General features: G+C 34.7%; 23 protein-coding genes and 3 pseudogenes. 1 reads left to right on the plus strand and 25 read right to left on the minus strand.

Annotated features, from left to right (window positions below; translation table 11 throughout):
- Nucleotides 1-216: 216 nt before the first annotated feature.
- The 19 genes and pseudogenes from ANG_RS09760 to ANG_RS09845 all read right to left on the minus strand — a co-directional run.
- Nucleotides 217-1,164 (minus strand): DNA cytosine methyltransferase, encoded by a 948-nt coding sequence (locus ANG_RS09760; protein WP_197537836.1) that lies wholly within the window; start codon nucleotides 1,162-1,164, stop codon nucleotides 217-219.
- A 64-nt stretch (nucleotides 1,165-1,228) separates the two neighbouring features.
- The gene (locus tag ANG_RS09765) at nucleotides 1,229-2,935 is read right to left on the minus strand and encodes a DNA topoisomerase 3 (protein WP_025271989.1); all 1,707 of its coding nucleotides are present in this window, start codon (nucleotides 2,933-2,935) and stop codon (nucleotides 1,229-1,231) included.
- 93 nt (nucleotides 2,936-3,028) lie between these two features.
- Entirely contained in the window at nucleotides 3,029-5,260 is a 2,232-nt protein-coding gene (locus ANG_RS09770; RefSeq protein WP_025271990.1) for a CD1107 family mobile element protein, read from the minus strand.
- Nucleotides 5,241-5,477, minus strand: coding sequence for a hypothetical protein (locus ANG_RS09775; RefSeq protein ID WP_001224413.1), 237 nt, complete (start codon nucleotides 5,475-5,477; stop codon nucleotides 5,241-5,243). Before ANG_RS09775 ends, ANG_RS09770 begins: the two co-directional genes overlap by 20 nt.
- Nucleotides 5,478-5,489: 12 nt before the next feature.
- Entirely contained in the window at nucleotides 5,490-7,505 is a 2,016-nt protein-coding gene (locus ANG_RS09780) for a CHAP domain-containing protein (RefSeq protein ID WP_414929856.1), read from the minus strand.
- A 15-nt stretch (nucleotides 7,506-7,520) separates the two neighbouring features.
- A pseudogene (locus ANG_RS11665) lies at nucleotides 7,521-7,784 on the minus strand (CHAP domain-containing protein); the annotation flags it as partial.
- Between the two features lie 6 nt (nucleotides 7,785-7,790).
- Entirely contained in the window at nucleotides 7,791-10,223 is a 2,433-nt protein-coding gene (locus ANG_RS09785; protein ID WP_100207873.1) for a VirB4-like conjugal transfer ATPase, CD1110 family, read from the minus strand.
- Nucleotides 10,126-10,524 carry a PrgI family protein gene (locus ANG_RS09790; protein ID WP_003033666.1) on the minus strand — a complete coding sequence of 133 codons (399 nt, stop codon included), beginning with the start codon at nucleotides 10,522-10,524 and terminating at the stop codon, nucleotides 10,126-10,128. The genes ANG_RS09785 and ANG_RS09790 overlap by 98 nt, the downstream gene beginning before the upstream one ends.
- A 3-nt stretch (nucleotides 10,525-10,527) precedes the next feature.
- Nucleotides 10,528-10,794 (minus strand): hypothetical protein, encoded by a 267-nt coding sequence (locus ANG_RS09795; protein ID WP_003033658.1) that lies wholly within the window; start codon nucleotides 10,792-10,794, stop codon nucleotides 10,528-10,530.
- A gap of 12 nt (nucleotides 10,795-10,806) precedes the next feature.
- A complete protein-coding gene (locus ANG_RS09800; RefSeq protein ID WP_025271993.1) occupies nucleotides 10,807-11,670 on the minus strand; it encodes a VirB6/TrbL-like conjugal transfer protein, CD1112 family in 864 nt (287 codons plus the stop codon).
- Nucleotides 11,671-11,682: 12 nt separating this feature from the next.
- Entirely contained in the window at nucleotides 11,683-11,898 is a 216-nt protein-coding gene (locus ANG_RS09805; RefSeq protein WP_000345446.1) for a Maff2 family mobile element protein, read from the minus strand.
- A gap of 3 nt (nucleotides 11,899-11,901) precedes the next feature.
- Entirely contained in the window at nucleotides 11,902-12,213 is a 312-nt protein-coding gene (locus ANG_RS09810) for a hypothetical protein (protein ID WP_025271994.1), read from the minus strand.
- Between the two features lie 314 nt (nucleotides 12,214-12,527).
- Nucleotides 12,528-13,370: an AraC family transcriptional regulator gene (locus ANG_RS09815; protein WP_025271995.1), complete on the minus strand. Its 843-nt coding sequence runs from the start codon at nucleotides 13,368-13,370 to the stop codon at nucleotides 12,528-12,530.
- A gap of 160 nt (nucleotides 13,371-13,530) precedes the next feature.
- Nucleotides 13,531-15,312: a VirD4-like conjugal transfer protein, CD1115 family gene (locus ANG_RS09820; protein WP_025271996.1), complete on the minus strand. Its 1,782-nt coding sequence runs from the start codon at nucleotides 15,310-15,312 to the stop codon at nucleotides 13,531-13,533.
- Nucleotides 15,309-15,794 carry a PcfB family protein gene (locus tag ANG_RS09825; RefSeq protein ID WP_000606582.1) on the minus strand — a complete coding sequence of 162 codons (486 nt, stop codon included), beginning with the start codon at nucleotides 15,792-15,794 and terminating at the stop codon, nucleotides 15,309-15,311. Before ANG_RS09825 ends, ANG_RS09820 begins: the two co-directional genes overlap by 4 nt.
- Nucleotides 15,794-16,831 (minus strand): DUF6017 domain-containing protein, encoded by a 1,038-nt coding sequence (locus ANG_RS09830; RefSeq protein ID WP_025271997.1) that lies wholly within the window; start codon nucleotides 16,829-16,831, stop codon nucleotides 15,794-15,796. The genes ANG_RS09825 and ANG_RS09830 overlap by 1 nt, the downstream gene beginning before the upstream one ends.
- A 73-nt stretch (nucleotides 16,832-16,904) precedes the next feature.
- Nucleotides 16,905-17,186: a CD1845 family protein gene (locus ANG_RS09835; RefSeq protein ID WP_001267141.1), complete on the minus strand. Its 282-nt coding sequence runs from the start codon at nucleotides 17,184-17,186 to the stop codon at nucleotides 16,905-16,907.
- A gap of 11 nt (nucleotides 17,187-17,197) precedes the next feature.
- On the minus strand, nucleotides 17,198-18,046 hold the full coding sequence (locus tag ANG_RS09840; protein ID WP_025271998.1) for a KilA-N domain-containing protein: 849 nt from the start codon (nucleotides 18,044-18,046) through the stop codon (nucleotides 17,198-17,200).
- A gap of 169 nt (nucleotides 18,047-18,215) precedes the next feature.
- Nucleotides 18,216-18,395, minus strand: a pseudogene (locus ANG_RS09845) (epoxyqueuosine reductase QueH); the annotation flags it as partial.
- Nucleotides 18,396-18,840: 445 nt separating this feature from the next.
- On the opposite strand from ANG_RS09845, the pseudogene ANG_RS11050 reads away from it, so the two are divergent.
- A pseudogene (locus ANG_RS11050) lies at nucleotides 18,841-19,038 on the plus strand (tyrosine-type recombinase/integrase); the annotation flags it as partial.
- Between the two features lie 89 nt (nucleotides 19,039-19,127).
- On the opposite strand, the gene groL reads toward ANG_RS11050, so the two are convergent.
- The 6 genes from groL to ANG_RS09875 form a co-directional block, all read right to left on the minus strand.
- Nucleotides 19,128-20,750 carry a chaperonin GroEL gene (gene groL / locus ANG_RS09850; protein ID WP_003026907.1) on the minus strand — a complete coding sequence of 541 codons (1,623 nt, stop codon included), beginning with the start codon at nucleotides 20,748-20,750 and terminating at the stop codon, nucleotides 19,128-19,130.
- Between the two features lie 31 nt (nucleotides 20,751-20,781).
- Nucleotides 20,782-21,063, minus strand: coding sequence for a co-chaperone GroES (gene groES / locus ANG_RS09855; protein WP_003026909.1), 282 nt, complete (start codon nucleotides 21,061-21,063; stop codon nucleotides 20,782-20,784).
- Nucleotides 21,064-21,207: 144 nt separating this feature from the next.
- Nucleotides 21,208-21,498 carry a PTS fructose transporter subunit IA gene (locus ANG_RS09860; RefSeq protein WP_003026912.1) on the minus strand — a complete coding sequence of 97 codons (291 nt, stop codon included), beginning with the start codon at nucleotides 21,496-21,498 and terminating at the stop codon, nucleotides 21,208-21,210.
- Between the two features lie 15 nt (nucleotides 21,499-21,513).
- A complete protein-coding gene (locus ANG_RS09865) occupies nucleotides 21,514-22,344 on the minus strand; it encodes a PTS system mannose/fructose/sorbose family transporter subunit IID (RefSeq protein ID WP_003035287.1) in 831 nt (276 codons plus the stop codon).
- A gap of 1 nt (nucleotide 22,345) precedes the next feature.
- Nucleotides 22,346-23,197, minus strand: coding sequence for a PTS mannose/fructose/sorbose/N-acetylgalactosamine transporter subunit IIC (locus ANG_RS09870; protein ID WP_020999457.1), 852 nt, complete (start codon nucleotides 23,195-23,197; stop codon nucleotides 22,346-22,348).
- A 32-nt stretch (nucleotides 23,198-23,229) separates the two neighbouring features.
- Nucleotides 23,230-23,724: a PTS system mannose/fructose/N-acetylgalactosamine-transporter subunit IIB gene (locus ANG_RS09875; protein ID WP_003035363.1), complete on the minus strand. Its 495-nt coding sequence runs from the start codon at nucleotides 23,722-23,724 to the stop codon at nucleotides 23,230-23,232.
- Nucleotides 23,725-23,734 lie beyond the last annotated feature (10 nt).

The following is a 23,734-nucleotide window of genomic DNA, read 5'->3' on the forward strand; positions in this document are numbered from 1 at the left end:
AACGGTGCGATTAAATCTTTCCCTCCACATATCAAAGCTTGCACAAGCAGTTGCATTTGGATTTTTATCATAGATACTAAGCTGACTTAAAAAGTCATATCTTTGATTATTTCCAATTACTTTTAAGAGTTTCAGATACTCATTTTCGCTATCTAAAACATCTCTTTTTACAAGCTCGATAATATTGTAAAAATCATTTGTTCTCATCTTTACCTCCTAGTTCTTCAAAATTTCTTTTAATATTGCTTCTAACACATTTACGACAATGCTATTTCCAGCTTGTTTATAAAGTATTGACGATAATTTACCTTTTCTTCCTGGATATATAGCTTTGAGTTTATTAAAGTCTTCATCATCAAAACCCATAAGTCTAAAGCATTCTCGCTCAGTTAAATATCTATATTTGCCATTACTTAAATCAATAATTCCTGAATTAGGAATACGCACTTGCTTGGTGGAAATTGTGTAGGCAAACTTATCAATAACTTTTAATCTGCCCTTGAAATGATTATTTTTAGGATCTCCTCTTATATGTCTAAGCATTGACTCTTGCTTTACTTCATAAAGAATAGAGACATCTTCTTCTAAAAACTTAGATATATCCTTTGCCTCTATCTTTTCTAAAGAAGAAAAATTAAAGTAGTTTTCACCTAAAATACTTACAACAAAGATACGCTCTCTTTTCTGTGGTATTCCAAAGTCCATAGCATTTAGAATTTCATATTTGTTCTCATATCCAAGTCTCTCCATTTCTTTTAGGTAATGAAAAAAGGAAGCTCTCATATTCTTGTCGAGAACTCCCTTTACATTTTCCCAAAGCACTATCTTTGGTCGTATTTTCATTTCTTCTATAATTCGTATTGTTTCAAAAAGAAGACTACTTCTTGTACCGCTACCTTTTGTGCCACCTTTCTTTAAGCCACTTCGACTAAAATCTTGACATGGACTACCATGCATTAGTAAATCTATTCTTTCATCAGGCGGATGAAAATCCAAAATGCTTTTCGGCTTAAAATCAGTATGGTATAAAGCATTGTAGCTTTTAACACAGTTTTTATCTATCTCTACATAATCAATTACTTGGTGAGGTATTTTTTGCCTCATTAAAGCTTTTTTAATAGCACCTATACCACCAAATAGTTCTATAATTTTTATTGTTTCAATCTCAACCACCTCCAATAAAAAAGGAACAAGATTTCTCTCATTCCCTTTGGTTTATATTCAATTTCTATTTTTTGTATGTGCTTATCGTATTTTTAATTTCTTCTTCAATGCTGTTTAAAAACTTTTCCTTATCTTCTTTACCACTTGCAATATCAGAAAGCTGCATTTCCCAATTAGCTGTTGTTTTAGCTGATTTAAAGGTGTCAGCTACAATCGTTACAAGACTAATTCCTTTATGCGTAGCGATTAAATTTTTCTTATCTCTTTCTACAAAGCCTTTATAGATTAAGTTTTCAATAATACTAGCCCTTGTTGCCGGTGTACCAAGTCCTTTTCTTTCTACCTCAATGCCTTTTTCTAAGGCGTCATTACCCGCTACTTCCATAGCCTTTAAAAGTGTATCTTCCGTAAAATGTTTCGGTGGTGTTGTGTATTTTTCTTTTATTTCTTTATTTTCAACGCTTAATACATCGCCTATGTTCACATCAGGAAGTACTGTATCTTCATTTTTCTTAGACTTGTATTCTTTAAGATATTTTGTAAATCCATCATCTTTAATTACCTTACCACTACTTGTAAATTCAAAGCTATCAAATTCAGCGACAATCTTCGTTGTGTTTTCCACTAAAGGATAGCCCACACTTGCGTGAAACTTATTTAAGATAAGTCGATATACCTTTAATTCACTTTCAGGAAGTGAATTAAAGTCTTCATTCATACTGCTTGTTGTTGGAATGATTGCATGATGATCTGTCACTTTCTTTGAATTAAATACTACCTTTATACGCTCTGTGTCAAAATCATTCTTTCCTAAAATATTATTGATCGTGCTTGTAATCATATCTTCTGTAAGACAACGACTATCCGTTCTTGGATAAGTGATAAACTTCTTTTCATATAGGCTCTGTGCATAATCCAGTGTTTGCTTAGCACTATATCCAAAATATTTGTTGCACTCTCTTTGGAGCGTTGTAAGGTCAAATGGCAAATCAGGTTTTGTTATCTTTTCTTTTTGAATAACATCGGTAATTTCTATCTTATCGCCTACTAAGTTTAAGAGCTGCTCTGCTGTTATTTCATCATCAATTATATCTGTTGAAAGTGTAAAGTCATTAAGACTTAGCTCTACTGTAAAATATTTTTCTTTTTTGAAATTGGTTATTTCCTCATCTCTTTTTACAATCATTGCAAGGGTAGGTGTCTGCACTCTTCCTACACTGTAATTTTGCTTATATAGGCACGAATAAAATCTACTGATATTCATTCCAACAAGCCAATCTGCAATCGCTCTTGCCTGTGCAGACTCAAAGAGATTATCGTAGAACTTTCCCTCTTTTAGATTATCAAAACCATCTTTTATGGCACTATCTTCCATTGATGAAATCCAAAGTCGTTTCATATTCTTTTTACAATGAGCCTCGTTATATACAAGTCTAAATATTGCTTCGCCCTCACGACCTGCATCACAAGCATTTACTACAGTATCAACATCTTTATCATTCATCAGTTTTTTAAGAGTATTAAACTGCTTTTTAGTAGCTTTTGATACAACATACTTATATTCTTTTGGAATAATCGGTAAATCCGCCATATTCCATTTAGCGTATTTTTCATCATAACTATCAGGATTTGCCATCTGAATTAAGTGTCCTACACACCAACTTACCTTATAGCCTTTTCCCTCATAGTATCCGTCTTTCTTATTTGTTGCTCCTATTACTTTTGATATGGATAGGGCAACACTTGGTTTTTCTGCAATTACAAGTTTCATATATTTTTATCCTCCCTGTAAAAAATAGGGCGAAAGATTTTACTCTCTCGCCCTATATCTTGCACCCAAAATTATATAGTTTTAGGTGCAAGTTTACTCTAACTCATCATCATCTTCTTTATCTTCCGTTTCAACTTCATCTATTTCATTTTCACTTTCCTCAGCTTCTGAAAAGAAACTATCGTCATCTTCTTCAAATGCTTCAAGCTCTTCATTTTCCTTTTTCTTAACTACCTTAAAATAATAGCCTGCTCCTAATGCTCCACCTACTGAAAGAAGTAAGATAATGTAAGTTCCCATACTACTTTTTTCTTCTTTCTTAACTGGCTTTACTTCTTCTTTCTTTGACTCTTCTTTTGTAATTTCCTGTTTTGGAGCTTCTTTCTTTTCAACCATATTTAACAAATCATCTTCTGAAACTTCTGTTAAAAGCATTACATTCTCGCTATCTTCATCATGGTTAATGATTAGATGAAAAGTCTTTCCATTTTTAGTTGTAAAAGTTACAAACTGTCTTGCGTCTGCTGAATACATATCCGTAGACTTATTATCTTCTCCATCATTATGATGAATAGGATACTTATTGTTTGCATTATCTACATTCTCTGTAACGGATGCCCTTGCCTTAGAGGGACTTGATGCAACGCCTTTATTGGTATTTGTCGTTGTACTTGTTCCTGTGCTACTTCCAGTTGTTCCACTGTTTCCTTGACTGTTTTGTGGCTGTTTAGGTGTTAGCTTATTCGGATAGCGAATTTCTTGCTTTTCTTCTTTTTTACCAGTGTTTTCAGATGTAGTGTTTCCCTTTTTTGTCGCAGAATTTGAAGCAATTTGTTTTTCGCTACCTGTTTGTGTTCCTTTTCCGCTTGTAAAAGGAATTGAATTAGATGTAACTGTCTTTGATGGAGCGTTTCCTGTGCTTGATGATGTATTTTTTAGAGTATCAATTTTACTTTCTAAGCCTTTAATTCTATCTTCAAGCTTTGAAATATCCTTATCTGATATACCTTTTATCTTTTCATTTTTTCTATTTTCAAGCTTTTCTTCTAAGGATTTAATTTTATCATTAAGCTTATTGATTTCTTCTTTCTTATCATTAGAAATGTCTGCTTTATCTTTTAGCTCCTTGTTTAGTTTATCCATTTCTTTTTCATAGGCTTTTAGGTCTTTTTCTAACTTTTCAATGTCTTTTCCTGTTAAAACAGTTTGCACAGAAACATCTTTTTTCTTCTTTTCCTCAGTTTGAGTAGCACTATCCTTTATATCTTTCTCGGTTTGAGTATTTTCATCTTTCTTTAGATAAGATACCTTTCTTATAATTTCATCATCTTTTCCCTTTACCTTATATGTGGCAAAATCATCAAGAAATTTCATATTATCAGGTAACATATCAAGTTCTGAAGCATCAAGAACATAGCCTACATCAAAAGTTTTAGTAAATTCTTTATATACCTTTCCATCTTCGAAAAAGTATTTTACCTTAACTTCTGCTTTAGTTTGTGTTGCTGAATCTTTTTTACTTTTATCATCTGTTTGTACTGAACTATCCTTTTTTTCAGTTTTATCAGTTTGCGTATCAACACTTGCCACTCTTGTAATTAAGTCATCTACATTAAAAGTTATATATGGAAGACCTGTATGGTATCTATTCCAAGTTTCAATGATGAGCTTATCCTTCTCAATCTTTATTTCTTTAAGATTGTTGATATTAGGATTGGCTTCCTTAACTTTATTTATAATTTCTTTTTTGGACTCTTCTTTTATTTCTCCATCATAATCAATCTTAGTTTTTACAATATCTCGATTCAGCTTATATACAGGTGTATCTAAGATATGGTAAATCTTATTATCGCTATATGTTCTAATATGCTCCTCAATAGAACCAACATAGTAGTCTTGATTGTTTTCTGTAAAATCTAAGAATATGCCGCTGCCAATATTTACACCAGTAGCTTTATAATAATTAAATTCTTTTTTGCTTGTAAATCTTGTATGTCCCGTTCTTTCGGTATCAAAATCAGCTTCTGTAAACATTTCATCATATCTATCAAATGATGTTAAATTACCCTCAAGTTTAAATTCCTTTAAAATATTTATCTTAAATTTCAGCTTATCCTCATAATATGCCTTACTTATATTCTGATCGCTTGTATTGTCAATCATATTCACAATAAATTTTGTTTTATACTGCCCATGATTATTATCGCCTCCCATAGCATATACAATATTTGATTTGTTTAGGTACACTGTTGCCACTAAGCCTACTAACACCAGTAAAGCAAGTATACTTGCTAAAATCTTTTTGTTACTCAACAATTTTTTCATCATTAAACTCCTTTTCTTGTTTTTGTTTTTTCTCTTCTTTTACTTTTCTCATTAAATCCTCAAGCGTGATGTTGTTTTCTCTACAAATCACGATGATTTCTTCGTTTTCAAGTTCTTCTTCTCGAATAAATAAAGGCTCTAATTCTTTATCAATCAGAGCCTTTTTATCAAGAAGTTTCTTTATTTTATTTTTCGTTAGTTTTAATTCTTTTCTCACATTCTGCCCTCCTTATCTGTTTACATTTGGTGGAAAGCCAAAGCCTACTGGATGATGTTTACAAAATGTTGCTATCCAATCATCCAAAGTTGTAACTCTAACAACACCGATGTTATCCATTACCTTACCATCACCAATATAAATGCCAACATGACCATAAGTAAGTCCGGCTTGACCACCACTGCTACTACTTTCAACAGCTACAAGCATTCCTACTTTTAACTTTGATCTATCAGAAGTAAATGTATGATTTCGATACATATCATTAGCATTTCCTCCGATATATCCAAGACCTGCATTTTGATAAACTTGTGAAACCCACATTGCACACCAACCTGCTCCAGGTGATGGAGTAATATATGCTGCATTTACAATTTTCTTTTGAGCATCAGACGATGCTTCATATTCTTTTCCTCCACCAATGCCACCATTTTCAGTAATGAGATTGGTGTTTCCAAACATTTCACCCATATTTCCCTGTGCAAGGAATAGTGCTTCATAGTGTTTTAAATTATCTGGATAATCTCTAAAGACTTCTCTAATGACACTATCCATTTCCCTTTTATTTAGGGTAACAATGAGCTTTCTATATTCATAAGGTTCTTCGTGGCTCTCGGTATGTTCATTCCCTTCTTCATCGGTGTAAGTTTCAGTTACAGTCTTATATCTTATCTCTATTTCCTCTTTATAATCGACATGGTACATAGTCTTAAACAAATCATCTAGGATATTACTAACTTCAGACAAACTCTTTACTTCACCACATCTTGAGGTGATATAGGATAAAAGCTCATGAACATTATGACCAATATCTCCATTTTTATTTATGATGTACTCATCATATCCGGGATTATTCTTTTCTATATTTTCAAGCTCGCTATATAAGTCATTCTCCTTGTTTGAAAAACTTTGGTTAATCTCAGTTAAAACATTTGGTCTTGATAAATACGATGTTGTTAAAATGCTACTTGTAGAATTAGCAAATCCACCCATTGTCATGCTTGCAAAGTTAAATACAAAAGTTCCAAAAATAATTATGGCAGCTACTACTATTGCTGCTACTTTCGTTTTTCTTATGATAAAGTCTTTAGATACCTTGAATGTATCCATCAGTGTCTTTTTAACTCTATCTCTAATTCTTGTCTTATTTTGCTTATAGATAGCTGACTTCATCTGTTTCTTCTTTTGAAACTTCTTATAAGCATTTGCTTTTTTATATTGGTCAGTCTTCTTAACCTCGTCCATGCTTTTTCTAAACTCAAGCTTGGACTTTCTACTTTGAATTTTCCTATCGCTCTTTTCTAAATCATATAGCTTCTTACTTTTTCTCTTGTCCGAATAATTCTTTACGCCATGAATAAGTTTAGATGAACTTACTAAACCTTTTTCGGCAGCTTCAACCGATGCATTTTCATCACTACCAGATGATAGATAATCACTTGTAACCTCACCAAGTTTTGCGGCTCCAATCACACTCCCACCGACTAGGGTTTCTTTGTTATACCTTTTATAGAGCTGATTTTTCTTTTCCCTATCTTTGATGGCTTCTTTACCAGTTTTAGAAACTTTAGTATTATCTTCTTTTTTCTTATCTGTCCCTTTTCTTGTAAAGAGCTTATCAGAATAGTTCTTTCTTTTAAGTGACCTTTTCTGCTTTTCATAAAGTTTGGATTTTTTATTACCTAAAGGCTCATAGGATACATCGCTATCTCTAAAATCATTATCGTATCTATCAATGACACCATCACCATCTTGGTCTTTTGCCAAAGGATCATAGATACGATTTTCTTTAACCTCTGTTTGATAATCTGACTTAGCTACTTCCGTTTCAGCAAAATCACTCACAAGTTTTTTAGAATGTTTTCGCTTATTAACATTTACGCTCTGACTATTCAAACCATTATTAGTATTACCTACTTCTCTATTCCTATGAGTTTCTTTAGAAGCGGTATTTTCAAAAACTCTATAAGCATCTGAACTAACTTCTATCCTTTGGTTTTTCTCTGCAGACTCTACAATAGGCTTCATTCCACTATCAGTTTCAAAACTGTTACATTGAAGATTTCTTTTTATAGCATTTTTGCTCTTGTTACTTGTGTCTATTTCACTAGTAATATCAGCCCTTTTACTTATCTTCTCGTGAATCTTATCTTGAAACCTATTTTCTTCTTTAACAACCTTGTCTCTATAATCATCTCCAGTTTTTCTTTTGTAATCTAGGACATCATCTGTTTCAGCCTTTGTGATTATTTTTTCTTCTCTTGCTCTTAACTTTTCATTTAAATCTCGCTTTCTTTTTTTACTCATAAGACGCTACCTCACTTCTTCAGGTTTTGTAGTCATCTTTTGATATAGGATTGTGTCTTTAGGAAAGTTATCTACAAAGGGAACAATGGTGTTCCCAAAGAAAATCAGACCTTCACCAGCTCTCGAATTGGTAACGAATTTTTCCTGATCTTTTGAGATTTTAAGCTTTACAACAAGCCAGTCTCTATCACCTGTTGCTTGATTAAGCATTAGAATAAAATCTGTATTATCGAAAATATTTTCAATTTCTTTACTTGCAAGTAGGTCTTTAACATTCTGTGTAATGCCTGTTGGAATACCTCCCCATTTTCTAAATCTCTTCCAGATTTCTACCGAATACTGTGAAGTCTGTTCATCTTTTAAAAGCAAATGAAACTCGTCAATGTAATACCTTGTGCTTTTGCCGGTATTTCTGTTTTGAGAAACTTTATTCCAGACCTGGTCTTGAATAACAAGCATTCCTATTTTCTTAAGCTGCGTTCCAAGTTCCTTAATATCAAAACAAATTAACTGCTTATTTAAGTCCACATTTGACTGATGATTAAAGACATTAAGACTTCCTGAAACATAGATTTCCATTTCTGTTGCAAGTTTCTTTCCTACCTTTTCTTCTTGTCCTTTTAACATATTGTAAAGGTCTTGAAGTATAGGCATATTTTCTGGTATTGGATTTTCAAAATACTTCTCATAAATTCTAGGTAAGCACCTATCTATAACAGATTTTTCTTCTGCTGTAAGACCACTACCACCAACCACAAGTTCAAGCATAGACATAATAAAATTCGCCTTATCCTTAAGTGGTGCATCACCATCTCCATAATTCATATTTATATCTAGTGGATTGAGATAGTCTTTACTCTTTGCACTAACCTTAATGACTTCTCCCTTGAACTGTTTAACAAGATTGCCATATTCACCCTCTGGATCACAGATAATGACATCATCATCGGTTGTAAGAATAGCATTTGCCATTTCACGCTTTGCAGAAAAGGACTTACCAGAACCAGGCGTACCTAGAATCAATCCATTTGGATTTTTAAGCATTTTTCTATCTGCCATAATCAGGTTATGACTTAGGGCATTTAATCCATAGTACAAGCTATTTGATGAGTTTATGAAAAGCTCCTCTGTTGTAAATGGTAAGAAGACTGCTGTTGATGATGAGGTTAACCCTCTATCTATTTCAATCTTATTTACTCCAAGAGGTAATACACTGATAAAACCTTGTTCTTGACTATGATCTAAGCGTTTAATCTTACAATTATGCTTACTTGCAATAGATGAAATTTGAGAAATAGTCGTATCAAGCTTTTGTACTGTCCTTGCAAAATTCATAAAGACAATCGTTACGATAAACATACGCTCATCTCTTGTCTGGAGATCTTTTAAAAGCATCTTGATATTATCTCCATAGGTAATTAAATCACTTGGCAAGATATCCATATCATAGCCACTTCTAACTGCCTTTTTATTTTCCTCAATTTTCATCTTATCAATATCTGTATTTTTTCTTTTCACCATCTTGATAGCTTCTGTCTGCTCAACTGCCTTGATATGAAAAGAAATATTGATGTTATCATCTATATCTAAAAATTCTGCAAGCATTCTATCCGATAGCTCACTTGCAAGTATTTGAAGATGACTTACAGCTCCAATATATTTACCAAACTTAAAATACTTACTCGGTACAAAATTAAAAGAATCTGGTGTAATCACCGTCTTTGTACTTTCTCTTGGTTTTAAGTCTTTATATGAAAAAGAAAAGAGTTTATCTGGATTTAAAATATCATGTAAGACTTTTAGTCTTTCTGTTCCAGTTAAGCCCTCAGCACGAACTCCCATACTCTTTAGATTTGACAATATATCAATCTCAAGTCGCTCAAGTTTTGCAGTCGCTTGCTCCAAACTATCCGCTTCAACTCCAAAGGTGATATACTTCGATTTCTTTAACCCATTATTTCCCTTTGCAAGCTGACTTTTTAACATCTCACGAAACTCTAATCGAATATCATCATAACCATCATTTTTATCCGGTATCTGAATAGCTGCTTTTAATTCATTATTTCTTCCAAGCTGATTGATATATGAAAACTCAATATCTACACTTGGATCAAACGAATTTAAGACATTCGCAAATTGATTGAAAATCAAATCCTTATCTTCTTCTAATGCAAGCTGATAGTTTATATCCTGAAATGCAATACACTTATTAAAGTGCTTTTCATCAAGCTGACATATCCCACTTTTTAGCATTCTCATATAAGGTATTGTGTCTTCAACAGTGTATCTCTTAGGCTCTTTCTTAAATATTAAGTCGATTAGAGAAGCTTTTTTCTTCTGCTTAGTCAACTTTTCTTTTTTCTGGTTTCTTTTGTTTTCCTTTAATACTTTTTGATTTTTTTCTAACTGCATTTGCTGTATTTTTCTTTTCTTGTTCAAGGTAAACCTCCTTTCTCACTCGCTTTTGTGGTTGATAAAACTTATGCAAATATATGTGCTTAAAATATTTCTCAAAGGTAAGTCCATCCTTTTCAAATAGTGTTACAAAGAAGATTGGAAGAGTTGATACAATTAAAAACAGTATCGCTATATCATTAGGCATAAACTTTCTCATAAATAAATAGACTGGTATACCAACCAGTCCAGCAAGTGTAAATCCAATTAATTGTCTTCTTGTAAGATTAAAGGCTACCTTTGTTTTTACCTTTTTTAAGTCCTTGGGAATTGGTACATAGCCCATAGCTTACCTCCCATCTTCTTTTTCCTTTGAAAATACTTCAAAATGCTCATAGCATGAAGCAACTTCATTTCTCATCTCTTCTAATTCCGATTCAATTAGTGCATTTTTCTGCTCTTGATAACAAAGAATAGATTTCACATCATTTCTTGTACTTTTTACTTCATCTTCTAAATTCTTTAATTTATTACTGTTAAAAATTGAGATAGTAAATGCTCCAATCCCTACTGCAATAATTGAAACAGGAAAAAACTTTTTCTTTACTTCTATCATTAAAAATCCTCCTTAATGTGCGTTTAATACACTCTTTGCAAGCGTTCCACTCTTTAACATCATTAGACCAAGAAGTAATGCATAGCCTAATATCATAAAGGTACTTGCATGTATGTCCGTTATCTTTATCGTCTTTACTAAAACTGCGTAAATACCCAAGCATATAATCAAGAATAAGCCTTGAAGCCCAATAGCAAATAGACCTTTGATATAGTTTGTTCCAATTTGTCCCCACTCCTTATTTCCCATAGTGGCAAATGGAATTGCTGAAACCGAACAGTAAACATATATCTCAAACATTCTGCCATAGACAACTAGCATAATGACTACCGACATAACCTGTATTGCAACTTTAACAAGCGAGGTTTCAAAGAGTATCATGACCAGTTCTCCAAGTCCTTTGTCTTTTAATCCCTCAACCATCTGAACAATTTGATCACCTGAAACGGTGGCAGAAGTATTGATTACTCCTGCCGCCTGATTTACAAGATGTTGTGCAACATCAAAGACTGCCATTGAAAATGTAAAGGCATGAGATACTAACCACACCGCTATCCACATCTTTATCATGTATTTAAAAAACTCAAAGGTATCTGTATCGTGCATATTGTTCTTTTGCATAACCATATTTATCAGCTCAATACATAAAACTGCTGTAATGATTAAACCCGCAATTGGAATAATGACACTATCATTGATACTCTTAATAAAGTTAAATACCTCTGAGTTCCATCCCATTGGTGTCTTTCCTATATCGGTTGCAACTGATCCGACTTTATCATTAATGTCGATAAACATTGACTCAAGATTTGCTTGGATACCTCCGAGAAGAAGCTCTTTAAAAAATTCCTCTATCTTATCGAAAATACCAAACATAGGCTACTCTCCTTACTTCAATACATTTGAAAGTAATGGAATTAGTTTTAAGCCGATTAGAACGATGCCTCCTCCAGCCATTAACTGCTTAATACCCTGAGATTTTGCTCCAGGATTATCATTACCATATCCCTCCATAAGGTTGATAACACCCCATGCTCCAAGACCAGCACCTACTGCCATTACCAAAATCTTTAATACATTAACTGCTTGTACGAAAAAATCCATTATTTATTCCTCCTCGTTTTCTTCTTTCTTTTCAATTTTGTTCATAGACATAACCACAAAATTCTTATATGTCTTTCCATTTTTAGTTCGTTTATTGAAGTAGCCATATACATGAATGAAATCACCTTCTGAAAATTCCTTAGCCACTTCAGATTTATTGCCATAGGCTGCACAGTTGATATACTCTCTACCTTTTCCATATCCTTTCGAAAGAGCAAAATTTACAACTTGAACCTCTTCATTACCTCTTGTAAAAGTTCCAAAAGTAGGTTCTTTTAACAGATTGGCATTGATATTAATCATCTCTTTATCCATTTTTTCCCTCCAATTAAAAAAGCGACTGAAAAGTTAATTTCAATCGCCAAGTATTTGTATATTTAGTTATCTATTAGGTAGGGCTTCTTATCCTTATCATCTTTTCTCCTTTACTTTCTGTAACATGTTTAAGGGAACTAACATTTTGTCGTGTATATATTAGTGAGCGGCATTTGAAATACTAGTTAGCAACTCTTGCGAGTTTTTCCTATTTATTGATCGCAATATAAATTGAAAATAGGCATGAAAAAAGACGATAGATTTTTTCTTTCTATCGTCTTTGATGTTTTATATTTAATTAGACAAGCTGAGATTTATCCCTTAACAATCGGAATCCACAGCTCCATTTTATAATCAGGACTATGCATATCACCTTCAAAGTAATATTCAAAGTCAGGCTTTCCTGAATGGACATAACCATGCTCTGGGAAAAATACTTCCATCACATATTTCCAACCTTTATGAATACACTCTGGAACACTTCCTGTCAGCTCTACGATGGCATATTCTGCTTCTTCAACTTCTAAAACCTCTAAGCCCATATTTATTGCTTTATCTACATCCGTGATGATGTATCCCGCCATATAATTTATAGAATTCGGACTTTCTACATCATGGCAAATACCTACGCTTCGTCCTCCTCCAAGCATTGCTAATTCATCATGACTATATTTTTCAAATAGTTTATCCCAAACACTCGGACATAATGATGAATTGATGTTTTGTTCGTTTAAACCTGCAACTGCAAATGCTTGTTTCTTTTGAATTGTAATATTCATACTTCTTCCTCCTTTTACACTTAGTGCCAACTGCACTCGTGAAACTAATTTGAATGGTTTCCCATTTCTTACCTCTGAAGGAGTAAATCCATGAAAATTCTTAAATGCTGTTCCAAAAGAATCTGATGACTCATATCCAAACTTGAATGCAACATCAATGATTTTTTCATCTGTATCTCTTAATATAATGGCTGCTTCCGTTAATCTTCTACTCCTTAAATATTCTGAAAGTGTTGTTTCAGTCAAAATAGAAAATAAACGACTGAACATTGAATAAGAATATCCAGATAACTGACTTACTCTCTTTTCATTGATTTCATCATCAAGAACGGTTTCAAGATAATCAATCGTGCTGTTAAATGACTTAATAATATTCATTTCATTTACCTCCTTTCGGTCGGTTTATTTTAGTATAGAGGAAGATTTCTTTTACTACCCTACAGTATCCGTACAAATTTTATAGGTTTATTCTCCACAAATTCAAATTTGTTCTATTATACCAAATATACCCATGCCACATAAGCTATAACAGAAAATATTACAATCTTGTAATTACTGTATTTCTATTCATCTTAACTTTGCCTTTTCTTCTGATGTATTCTTCAATATCAAACACATTCTTTTTATCATAGTCTTCCAAGAGCTTGTAATTCTTGTGCTTTGTAATATCGAATTTATCCGACAAAAATGGTCTGACACCTCGAAGCTGAAAAATACATTTACTGCCATCCATAACCGTTATCTCATCTTGGCTCATCAGCTCTTTTCCTGTCTTTTGGTAATTGAGTCCATAGCTATTGGCATTGGATCTTGTTTCAGAAGTGTTATACAGGTCTATGGTTTCTTTACCCAGTGTTTCAGATAATTCTTTTAGCGTAGTTTTCTCTTTACCTCCAAGAAACAAGGTACTATCACAGTTACCTACAATGGTATCTGCATTATCCTTGTAGATTGCCTTTAACTGAGATTGTGCTTGCAAAATAATGCTTGCCGAAATCTCTCTTGAACGAATTGTCGCAATCAATTTCTCAAATTTGGGAATTAAGCCTATATTTGCAAACTCATCAAGAAGGCATCTTACATGAACAGGTAATCTTCCCCCGTACTCGTCATCTGCCTTATCGCAAAGTAAGTTAAATAACTGCGAGTACATGATAGACACCACAAAATTAAAGGTATCATCTGTATCAGAGATAATAACAAAGAGTGCTGTCTTTCTATCTCCAAGTGTATCAAGCTCAAGTTCATCTTCTTTCATCAAGTCCCTAAGTTCCTGAATATCAAAAGGAGCAAGTCTTGCACCACAGGATATTAGAATAGACTTCGCTGTTTTTCCCGCAGCCAATTTGTACTTTTTATATTGCTTCACTGCAAAATGTGTTGGTTCTTTCTTTTCTAACGCTTCAAAGAGTCTATCAATTGGATTCATGTAAGTTTCATCATCTTCTCTTACCTCTGAAGCATCTATCATGTCAAGGAGTGTTGCAAAGTTCTTTTCTTCTCTTGGAGCTTCATAAAAAATATAACCTATCAAAGCCGTATAGTAGAGCTTTTCGGCTTTCACCCAAAAATCTTCTCCTACTTTTTCACCCTCTCCCTTTGTGTTTGCAATGATTGTCTGCACTAATTTGAGTATATCTTTTTCACTTCTAAGGTAAGCAAAGGGATTGTATTTCATACTCTTTTTGAAGTTGATGGTATTTAAAATTTTTATCTCATAACCGTTATCTTCAAGCATCTTACCACATTCAATGACTATCGTTCCCTTAGGATCTGTTACACAATATGACGAGTGCATTTGCATTAGATTCGGTTTTACATAAAATCTTGTTTTTCCAGACCCTGAACCACCTATAACAAGTACGTTCTTATTTCTTGCATACTTTGGATTTGCCAGTCTGCCATTCATGGTTAATCGCTCAGTTTGAGTAAGCAAGATATTGTTTTGGAATTTTTCATCCATATACGGCTCTATATCTTTTCTTGTTCCCCATCTTGCTGAGCCATACTCTTTACCTTGTCTAAATTTTTTTGCATTTTTGCCTTTGGTATAGACGATAAATTTAATTAAAGCTGCCACGCCCACACCCATTAAAACATCTATTGGATGAACGCTTGGAATAAAACTCATGGTATTAAGTTCTAATATCCCTTGAAAGATTTTGTCTATCACATCACCGCCAGTATAGGCTCTTACATGGTGAGAAAAGATATTGCCAACATAGAAAAATGCAAGATAGGGAATATTCTGCTTTAGAAACTTTGCCTTATCCTGCACCTTAAATAAGCCTTTGATGTCCTTTAGTATCTTATCTATCATAGGCTCTGCTCCTTTTGTTTGTTCTTGACTTTATCTTTAGAAATAGTATTCTTTGCCATCTCCTTGAATTTTTCTATGCTTTTATGAATGGACTCCTTATTTTTCTCTTTTTTCTCAATTTTAGAAAGAACATTTTGAAAAGCTTTGTTTAAAACCTTAGTATCTTTGGCTTGAAAAAATACTGAATGTATTCCTGTCTCCTTATCTTTCATCACTGAGAATTTAACACCATGTTTATTTAGTTCTTTTTTGAGTTCTTTTAGCTCACCATCTTTAACATTGATTTCTTCAAGCTGACCTTTCTTAACCATATCTTTTAGTTTGATTTCATTTCCCTCAGCCTTGATAAGTTTATCTAAGCCACCATGTTGTTTAGATCTCTGTTGTAACTTCTTTACCTGGCTTAAGATTTCTTGGTAGGTTGCCTTTAAGACATTCACTTCAATATTAACTACTCTATTAGAAATTTCTTCATTTATCATTAGTAACCTCCTTCCCTCATATCATAACTAACAAGTGCTGTATAATAGGCATCCATATTGCTTGGTGCATTATATGCTGCCGTTAAGATAAATGCTCTTACATTTCTTATTTTTGATTCATTCTCTGATAAAGCATTTACAAGATACTCCATATGTGAAGAATCTAATTTTCTAAATCTCTCTTGAACAACATATGCTGGTAATTTTGTTTGATTTATTGTGACTGTATCCTCTCCATTTAACACCATAACATCAGCTAAAACTTTAATTATTTCATCAAAGGTTTTAGCGATCATCTTATTACCCAGCTTCATGTGTTCGTTATATCCTGTACTTTCTCTTAATTCTTCTAAACAAGATTTATATGATTTTATTTTTTTACATCTTTCCTCCATTCCGTCCCTTAAATAAAATGTGTCTTTTTCATAGATGGGTAGGTGGGAGGAATTCTCTGTAGAAATATATGAAGTAATCTTTGATGAATTATTTGTAGTAATCTCTGGTAATGGTTCATGCAAGTTGCCATAATGCACTGGTAGATTTTCATCAAATGCATCGGTGCTAAATGCCTCATTGCATTGGTTGATTTTGCCCTCTTCCATTGGTGCATTTTGCCCTAATGCATTAGGCATATCTCTTTTACTTACTTGTTCTAATATTTCTCTTTCTTTCTCTTGTTTTCTTTGATTTAATTCGAGATAAAGTTCTTCTAATTTCTTGTCATTTATTGTGTACCACTTTGTTTTGTCTCTAGGATCTTTATTATAGTTTCCAACTAAAAGATATCCCGCTTTTTCAAGCTTCGAAAAAGTTCGTTTCACTGTATCGACACTTAAATAGTCGAAATCTTTTTCTTGCCATGCTCTTATTGAGTTATATGTCCAATATTTACCATCATGATAATTATTGCCAGACTTCTTATTTATCTCAATCCAGTAATTTATTTGTTGAAGCACAAGGGCTTCATTTAAGCCTAATTCTCTGGCTAATGCTTTATTTGCCAGTATAGGTTGTTCATCAAATAAATACATACTCATTTCATCGTCTCCTTTCTCTTAAATTTAGGCATAGAAAAAGACGATAGATTTATGTTCCATCGTCTTAGATCCCTTATATTTCCTTTAATGTATCCTTCGCTACTTCAAGGTATGCTGTAATCCACAGTGCAATTTTAGGTAGTCCATAAGGACTTATTAAGAAAGATAGTAGTAATGCTACCATTCCTGTTGCCATATCTTTTTGTATGAAGCAAGCTACTGCTCCAATAAATACTAGAAAAGATATTATACCTAAAATCATTCCACTAACTTTTATAATAAATTTTAGAAAAGCAATTAGTATCGACAAGAGCAATATTATTGGAAATAAGATAATTTTCAATGCCCATCTCATAACAGACCTCTCTATTTCTTTGACTTATCTTCTAAGCTCTTAATTCCTGTATTGTTCAACTTTTCAATTGACATCAGCTGAGTTCTGGCAAGCTTTCTAAGTTCTATCATTCTTTCTTTTTGTTCCATACCTTTACCGATAAGAACTGCATTATAGCTTTCCATATTCGCAAGCACCAGCAACTCATTTAGACTTGCATAGTCTCTCATGTTACCCTTTAAGTCAGGATTTTCTTCACGCCACTGTTTAGCTCTTTTATTAAATAAAGCAACATTTAGCATATCTGCTTCACTTGCGTACTTATAGGATAGCTGTTCGTTGGTAAGATCCTTTAAGAGATACTCTTTGATTGCATCCGTATGAATTTTATAGTTAATCTTGGAAATTTCTCTATTCAGATTCCATCCTAGTGACAATCTTGAATTTTCATCTGATTTAAGTCTCTTATAATCTTGAATAATGTAAAGCTTAAATTCTGGTGAAATCCATGAAGCAAATTCCATTGCTATATCACTATGAGCAAATGTACCTCCATATCGTCCTGACTTAGAAACAATACCTATCGCATTTGTCTTTTCAATCCATTTTTGTGGTGATAGTGTAAATGCGTTACTACCTGCTTCATTTCTAAACCTATCGAATTCGATAGGTTTAAAATCAGGATTATGCATTGATTCCCATAAACCTAAAAATTGAATATTATCTTTGCTTCTCAACCAGTTATTAATAACAATAAATGGCTCATCACTTTTATATCTAGCAATATCTGTTAGACTTATATAGTCGTTTTTAAAGTCTTCAGTATAAATTTGAATAGCAAAACCTTTTGCTTCAATCGTCTCTTTTTTCGCCTTAGACATACGAGTTCCTCCTTTATGCTGATGTACTGTTTACAACATTTATTATCGTAATAACTGCTCTAAACAGCACACCAACGATTCATTTTTTTGATTTTAAACTTTGGTAGAAGCTCTAAAACCCTTGTATCTACTTGACTATTTGCCTGTGTCATTATTATGACACGAAACCCGCATACTGGGTCAAATACTCCAGCGTATAAGTTGAGCAAGGTGCACAGCAGGTGTGCACTAAAATCGTAGGACGCTTCTGGTCTGCTTCCCAAACTTTGACCATTTTTTGCATCACGCGGTCGTAATTGATCTTTTGATTGGGATTCATCTTACTCAGAATTTCTTCAACATCAATCATCGTTTCCTCCTTGGAAATGTATCACTATTTTACCACAGAAAGGGAGTGGAGACAAATAGGCAAAAGAGAGTGGCTTTGTCAAACAGAACTAATTATTAAGTAACAGCAATAAATTCCTAATATTCATCGAACATTTTTGGAGCTTCTATTTTTACTTTGTATCCTTTTTGTCTTCTCTATGAACCCAAGCTAAAAAATAGGTTGGGACAGAAATTCCCAACCTCATGTATTTTATCGTTCAGCTTGCAAAACGCAGTGGTTAGTTGGATAACCTTATCCCTGACTATACCGGCGATAGTGGCTACCCTAACCATCTGTGCGGAGGTGGGAGTAAAACAGTCCAGTGAACTGTTTTAGGTCAGCAACTAGAAACTAGGACTTGCTGAAAAATCAAATTCTTCGAATGATTGATTTCTGTCCCACTCTCAAAATTGAACATGGTTAAGAGCTGCATTTCAAAAAGCATTTAACTAGCCACATATTCAGACATTCTCACATCTCTTTATTGTCCGTGCTAAACCTGTCACTTAAGGTAATTATGGAGCGAGTAGGACACTCTGACCCTGAAACTACTCTAGCTATTTATAATCACGTCACAAAAAACGCAAGAAAGAATGCTATAGACGCTCTAAACAAGTTATAATCTTTTGCCCCTTTTTTGCCCCTCCTTGCCTTTAATCGTGTTTCAGACAATAGTAAAACCCTTGATATTACAAGGGTTTTAGTTATATATTACATCATCCCGCCCATCATACTTGGATCCATTGCTGGAGTTGGACTGGCTGGTTCTGGTTGGTTAGCAACAACTGCTTCAGTTGTTAAGATGAGGCTCGCTACTGAAGCTGCATTTTGAAGGGCAGAACGAGTAACCTTGACTGGGTCAATAATCCCAGCATCAATCATGTTCACCCATTCACCTGTAGCAGCATTAAAACCAGTTCCAGCTTCCGAATTTTTCAAGCGGTCAATGACGATAGAACCTTCAAATCCTGCATTCAAAGCGATTTGGCGAACAGGTTCTTCTAACGCACGAAGAACGATGTTGCGACCAGTTGCTTCGTCACCTGACAAGTCTAACGCTTCAACGGCACTTAAAACATTGACAAAGGCTGTTCCACCACCTGAAACAATCCCTTCTTCGACAGCTGCGCGAGTCGCATTGAGGGCATCTTCGATGCGGAGTTTCATTTCTTTGAGTTCTGTTTCTGTTGCAGCACCAACTTTGATGACAGCTACACCGCCTGACAATTTCGCTAAGCGTTCTTGGAGCTTTTCACGGTCAAAGTCAGATGTAGAACTTTCGATTTGGGATTTGATAACAGCCACACGGTTGGCAATAGCTTCGGCATCGCCAGAACCTTCAACGATAACGGTACTATCTTTATCCACAGTTACTTTTGAGGCTTGTCCGAGCGCTTCAATCGTTGCGTCTTTCAATTCCAGACCAAGATCTTCTGTAATCACTGTACCGCCAGTCAAGATAGCAATATCTTCTAGCATTGCTTTACGACGGTCCCCAAATCCTGGCGCCTTCACAGCGACGACATTGAAGGTACCGCGGATTTTATTCAACACAAGAGTTGGAAGAGCTTCACCATCCACATCATCTGCGATAATCAAAAGCGGACGGCTTGTTTTCAAAATATTTTCCAACAAAGGAAGAATTTCTTGAATATTAGAAATCTTCTTATCTGTAATCAAAATATATGGATTATCTAAGTCAGCAACCATTTTTTCATTGTCTGTCACCATGTATTGGGAAAGGTAACCGCGGTCAAATTGCATTCCTTCAACCACATCTAGCTCCGTTTCCATACCTTTTGATTCTTCAATAGTAATAACACCGTCATTGCCAACTTTTTCCATAGCTTCAGAGATATATTCACCGACTTTTTCACTACGTGATGAAACAGCCGCAACTTGCGCAATAGCTTCTTTGTTAGAAACTGGAACAGAGTTTGCTTTTAAGGCTTCAACAGCTGTTGCAACAGCTGTTTCAATACCACGACGAATGCCGATTGGGTTTGCACCAGCCGTTACATTTTTAATCCCTTCGCGGACAATGGCTTGGGTCAGTACAGTCGCAGTGGTTGTTCCGTCACCAGCAATATCATTGGTTTTTGAAGCAACTTCTGACACCAACTTAGCTCCCATATTTTCAAAATGATCTTCGAGTTCGATTTCTTTTGCAATGGTTACACCGTCGTTTGTGATGAGTGGTGAGCCAAATGATTTTTCAAGAACGACATTGCGTCCTTTAGGGCCTAAGGTTACTTTAACGGTATCTGCCAAAATATCTACACCACGCACCATGGCGCTTCTTGCATCTGCTGAAAATTTAATATCTTTTGCCATTTTTACAATTCCTCTTTCTATAAATTTTTATTTATTCAACAATCGCTAAAATATTTGCTTCATTGACAACGAGGTACTTTTCTTCGCCGTCTTTGACTTCAATTCCCGCATGGCTTTCAACGAGAACGGTATCACCAGCTTTTACGCTTGGAGCAACGAGTTCACCGTTGAGTGTACGAATTCCATCCCCGACAGCTACAACTTTTGCTGTCTTTGTTGCGTCTTGTCCTGCACCTGCAATGACAAAACCACCAACTTTTTGTTCTTTTTCTTCTACTTTTAAGACCACACGGTCGCCTAATGGTTTAAGCATTTGTTTACCTCCAATATCTTGTTTTAGCACTCTACAAGTGCGAGTGCTAATATTTACATTTTCTATTGTATCACTTGGTCAGAAATAGTCAAGAAAAAAACTCTGTCAAACGACAAAGTTTTTAGGGGGAAAGCAAATAAATTTTTATCGAACCAATCTTAATTTTTCTTCAAAATCATCAATGACTCTTTGAAGATTCAGTCGTCCTTTGTAAATACCATAACCAAAGACAAGCATGGCTAATATTCCCAACACTGCTAGGATTATTCCAAGAACAAAGGCAATGAGATTGGTTTGACAGAAGAAATAGATCAGAACAAGACCGATACTAGCAATAGTAAAGAAGAGACTAAACCAACGTCCGAGATTTTCAATCATGTGTTTTTGATATTGAATTTCCGTTTCATATCCTTGAATCAATTCTTGTTCTGTCATAATTTTCTCCTATTTTTAGTATTTCAATCCTGGGTTGAAGAATCCAACCAATACACCAAGGAAGGCTACTACAACGAGAAGTAACATTACTTTAATTGGTGAAAGGTTTTTCTTCGCCATCAACCACCAGCAAAAGACGATAAACAAAGCTGTCAATAGACCTGGATAAACGCCGTCTAATTGATCTTGCAATACCAAGAAAGCTTTTCCTGAAGAGTCTTTCAATTTGAAAGCTGTCTTAACAGGTACCCATGTTGCTGCAACAGCACCGATAACCATACCACCAATGATAGAAACAGACTTACGGATAGCTTGTCCTTGAGGTCCGACAAGAAATTCAACTGCTTTGTCACCAAGTTCATAGCCTTTAAAGTAGGCAAATTTCATACCGAAATAAGCGAGCAAGTTCCAAACAACGATATAGAAAATGGCACCAAGTGGCGAACCACCGTTTGACAAGCCAAGAGCAATACCTAGTATAATCGGAATCAAGGTACCAACAATCAGTGAGTCACCAATTCCTGCAACAGGTCCCATCAGCCCCGCACGAAGACCGTTAATCGTTTCGTCGTCTACTCCATCAGCACCGTTAGCACGCGCTTCTTCTAAACCTGCTGTAATCCCTACAATCAATGCACCTAATTGCGGCTCCGTGTTAAAGAATGCGGTGTAGGTGTGCATTGCTTTTGCTTGGTCTTCTTTTTTAGGATACAATTCTTCCACGATTGGCAGCATTGAAGCTAGGTAACCAAATGTTTGCATGTGTTCTTGCGAGAAGCAAGTTAAGTTCCCATAATACCAATGATGGAAAGATTTTCCTAATGTTTTTTTCGTTAATTTAACCATTTTAAATATCCTCCTCATCATCGTCATCATCAAAACTTGCACTTGCGGCTGCTTGTGCTCTTACATTTTTAGCCATTTGAATTTCATAGAATAATACTGCAAAAATCAATGAAATCACTGCACAAGATACAAGGTTAAGTCCTAATGAAGCTGCTAATGTAAATCCAACAAAGAATGGAATGAAATCGACAGCTTTTTCAACAATTTGTTTCAAGAGGATTGCAATTCCGACACATGGAAGGAGAGAACCGACTGTAAAGAGGGTTTTCATTGGAATACCGTCCAATGGAAGTGCCGTTTTCAGAGCAGTAACTGCATCTGCACCTAATTTACACATAATAAGTGTTGGCAAGAATGAGAATACTAAGTGTGAAATCCAAGGGAAGCCCCAGTCTACCATATACAGGCGTTTAAATTCACCTTTTTCAACAGCTTTCCAGCCAATATGTTGCCAAAGCAAGTTCATAGTAGCGGTACCATAGAAAAGAACTGTACCGACTGTACCAACGAGTGTTCCCATTGACTTAGCCAAGTTAGCAGCATCTGCAGAGTCAAGTGATAGTCCTTGCGATTGAATGGCAACCATTGCCAGAGGAATCCCAATATAAGAAACCGCACGAACGTCAGCTGAAACAGTACCGCCAGGTGTTACCAAAGCGATGTAAACAAGTTGCATCGCAACCCCACAGATGATACCTAATTTCACATCTCCTAGGATCAGTCCTGAAACGAGACCACCTACAAGTGGGCGTCCAAGAGTATAGTTACCAATGGATGTACCACCTAGGCCAGGCATGGATGATAGACAGGCAAATAACCCTAGTAAAGCGGCTTGAAACCACGAAATTGTCATAATAAAGCCTCCTTAATGCTTATTATATTTTGTTAAAAACCAAATTTAGATTTGAAATCATCCCAATAACCGATAGACACATCTGGTAAGAGTTGGAATTTCACTTTATAGCCAGCTTTTTGAATCGCTTCAAGCGCTTCCGCTTCCTCTTGTGTAATGGATTGGTTATTTCCTAATTTAATAGCTCCTGGACGGTCATTGGCTGGACCAACAATAATTTCTTTGATATCGCCAGGCACAAAACCTTGATCAACTAGTATTTCTTTCATGTCAATTGGATTTTTAGTAATCACGAAATAGCGACTATCGGAATCCAATACCTTTTGTGATTTTTCTTTCCATGCTTCTTTTGTCCAAACGAATGTTTTTTTATCAGAAGCTGCTTTGTAGGCTTGTTTCAAAACTGCATTTCCTGCTGCAGCATTATTGACAGCAACTAAGCCGTCACAAGGATATTCTTTTGCCCAACGAGTTACTGTTTGACCGTGAATCATACGGTCATCAATACGTACAAATGAAATTGTCATGATAAATCTC

It is taken from the genome of Streptococcus anginosus subsp. whileyi MAS624, assembly GCF_000478925.1.
GTDB lineage: Bacteria > Bacillota > Bacilli > Lactobacillales > Streptococcaceae > Streptococcus > Streptococcus whileyi.

Coding starts and splice junctions, on each gene's coding strand:
- ANG_RS09765 (WP_025271989.1), bottom strand. CDS start 2,935: ATGAAACTTGTAATTGCAGAAAAACCAAGTGTTGCCCTATCCATATCA.
- ANG_RS09770 (WP_025271990.1), bottom strand. CDS start 5,260: ATGAAAAAATTGTTGAGTAACAAAAAGATTTTAGCAAGTATACTTGCT.
- ANG_RS09780 (WP_414929856.1), bottom strand. CDS start 7,505: ATGAAGCCTATTGTAGAGTCTGCAGAGAAAAACCAAAGGATAGAAGTT.
- ANG_RS09790 (WP_003033666.1), bottom strand. CDS start 10,524: ATGGGCTATGTACCAATTCCCAAGGACTTAAAAAAGGTAAAAACAAAG.
- ANG_RS09795 (WP_003033658.1), bottom strand. CDS start 10,794: ATGATAGAAGTAAAGAAAAAGTTTTTTCCTGTTTCAATTATTGCAGTA.
- ANG_RS09800 (WP_025271993.1), bottom strand. CDS start 11,670: ATGTTTGGTATTTTCGATAAGATAGAGGAATTTTTTAAAGAGCTTCTT.
- ANG_RS09805 (WP_000345446.1), bottom strand. CDS start 11,898: ATGGATTTTTTCGTACAAGCAGTTAATGTATTAAAGATTTTGGTAATG.
- ANG_RS09810 (WP_025271994.1), bottom strand. CDS start 12,213: ATGGATAAAGAGATGATTAATATCAATGCCAATCTGTTAAAAGAACCT.
- ANG_RS09815 (WP_025271995.1), bottom strand. CDS start 13,370: ATGAATATTATTAAGTCATTTAACAGCACGATTGATTATCTTGAAACC.
- ANG_RS09820 (WP_025271996.1), bottom strand. CDS start 15,312: ATGATAGATAAGATACTAAAGGACATCAAAGGCTTATTTAAGGTGCAG.
- ANG_RS09825 (WP_000606582.1), bottom strand. CDS start 15,794: ATGATAAATGAAGAAATTTCTAATAGAGTAGTTAATATTGAAGTGAAT.
- ANG_RS09830 (WP_025271997.1), bottom strand. CDS start 16,831: ATGAGTATGTATTTATTTGATGAACAACCTATACTGGCAAATAAAGCA.
- ANG_RS09835 (WP_001267141.1), bottom strand. CDS start 17,186: ATGAGATGGGCATTGAAAATTATCTTATTTCCAATAATATTGCTCTTG.
- ANG_RS09840 (WP_025271998.1), bottom strand. CDS start 18,046: ATGTCTAAGGCGAAAAAAGAGACGATTGAAGCAAAAGGTTTTGCTATT.
- groL (WP_003026907.1), bottom strand. CDS start 20,750: ATGGCAAAAGATATTAAATTTTCAGCAGATGCAAGAAGCGCCATGGTG.
- groES (WP_003026909.1), bottom strand. CDS start 21,063: ATGCTTAAACCATTAGGCGACCGTGTGGTCTTAAAAGTAGAAGAAAAA.
- ANG_RS09860 (WP_003026912.1), bottom strand. CDS start 21,498: ATGACAGAACAAGAATTGATTCAAGGATATGAAACGGAAATTCAATAT.
- ANG_RS09865 (WP_003035287.1), bottom strand. CDS start 22,344: ATGGTTAAATTAACGAAAAAAACATTAGGAAAATCTTTCCATCATTGG.
- ANG_RS09870 (WP_020999457.1), bottom strand. CDS start 23,197: ATGACAATTTCGTGGTTTCAAGCCGCTTTACTAGGGTTATTTGCCTGT.
- ANG_RS09875 (WP_003035363.1), bottom strand. CDS start 23,724: ATGACAATTTCATTTGTACGTATTGATGACCGTATGATTCACGGTCAA.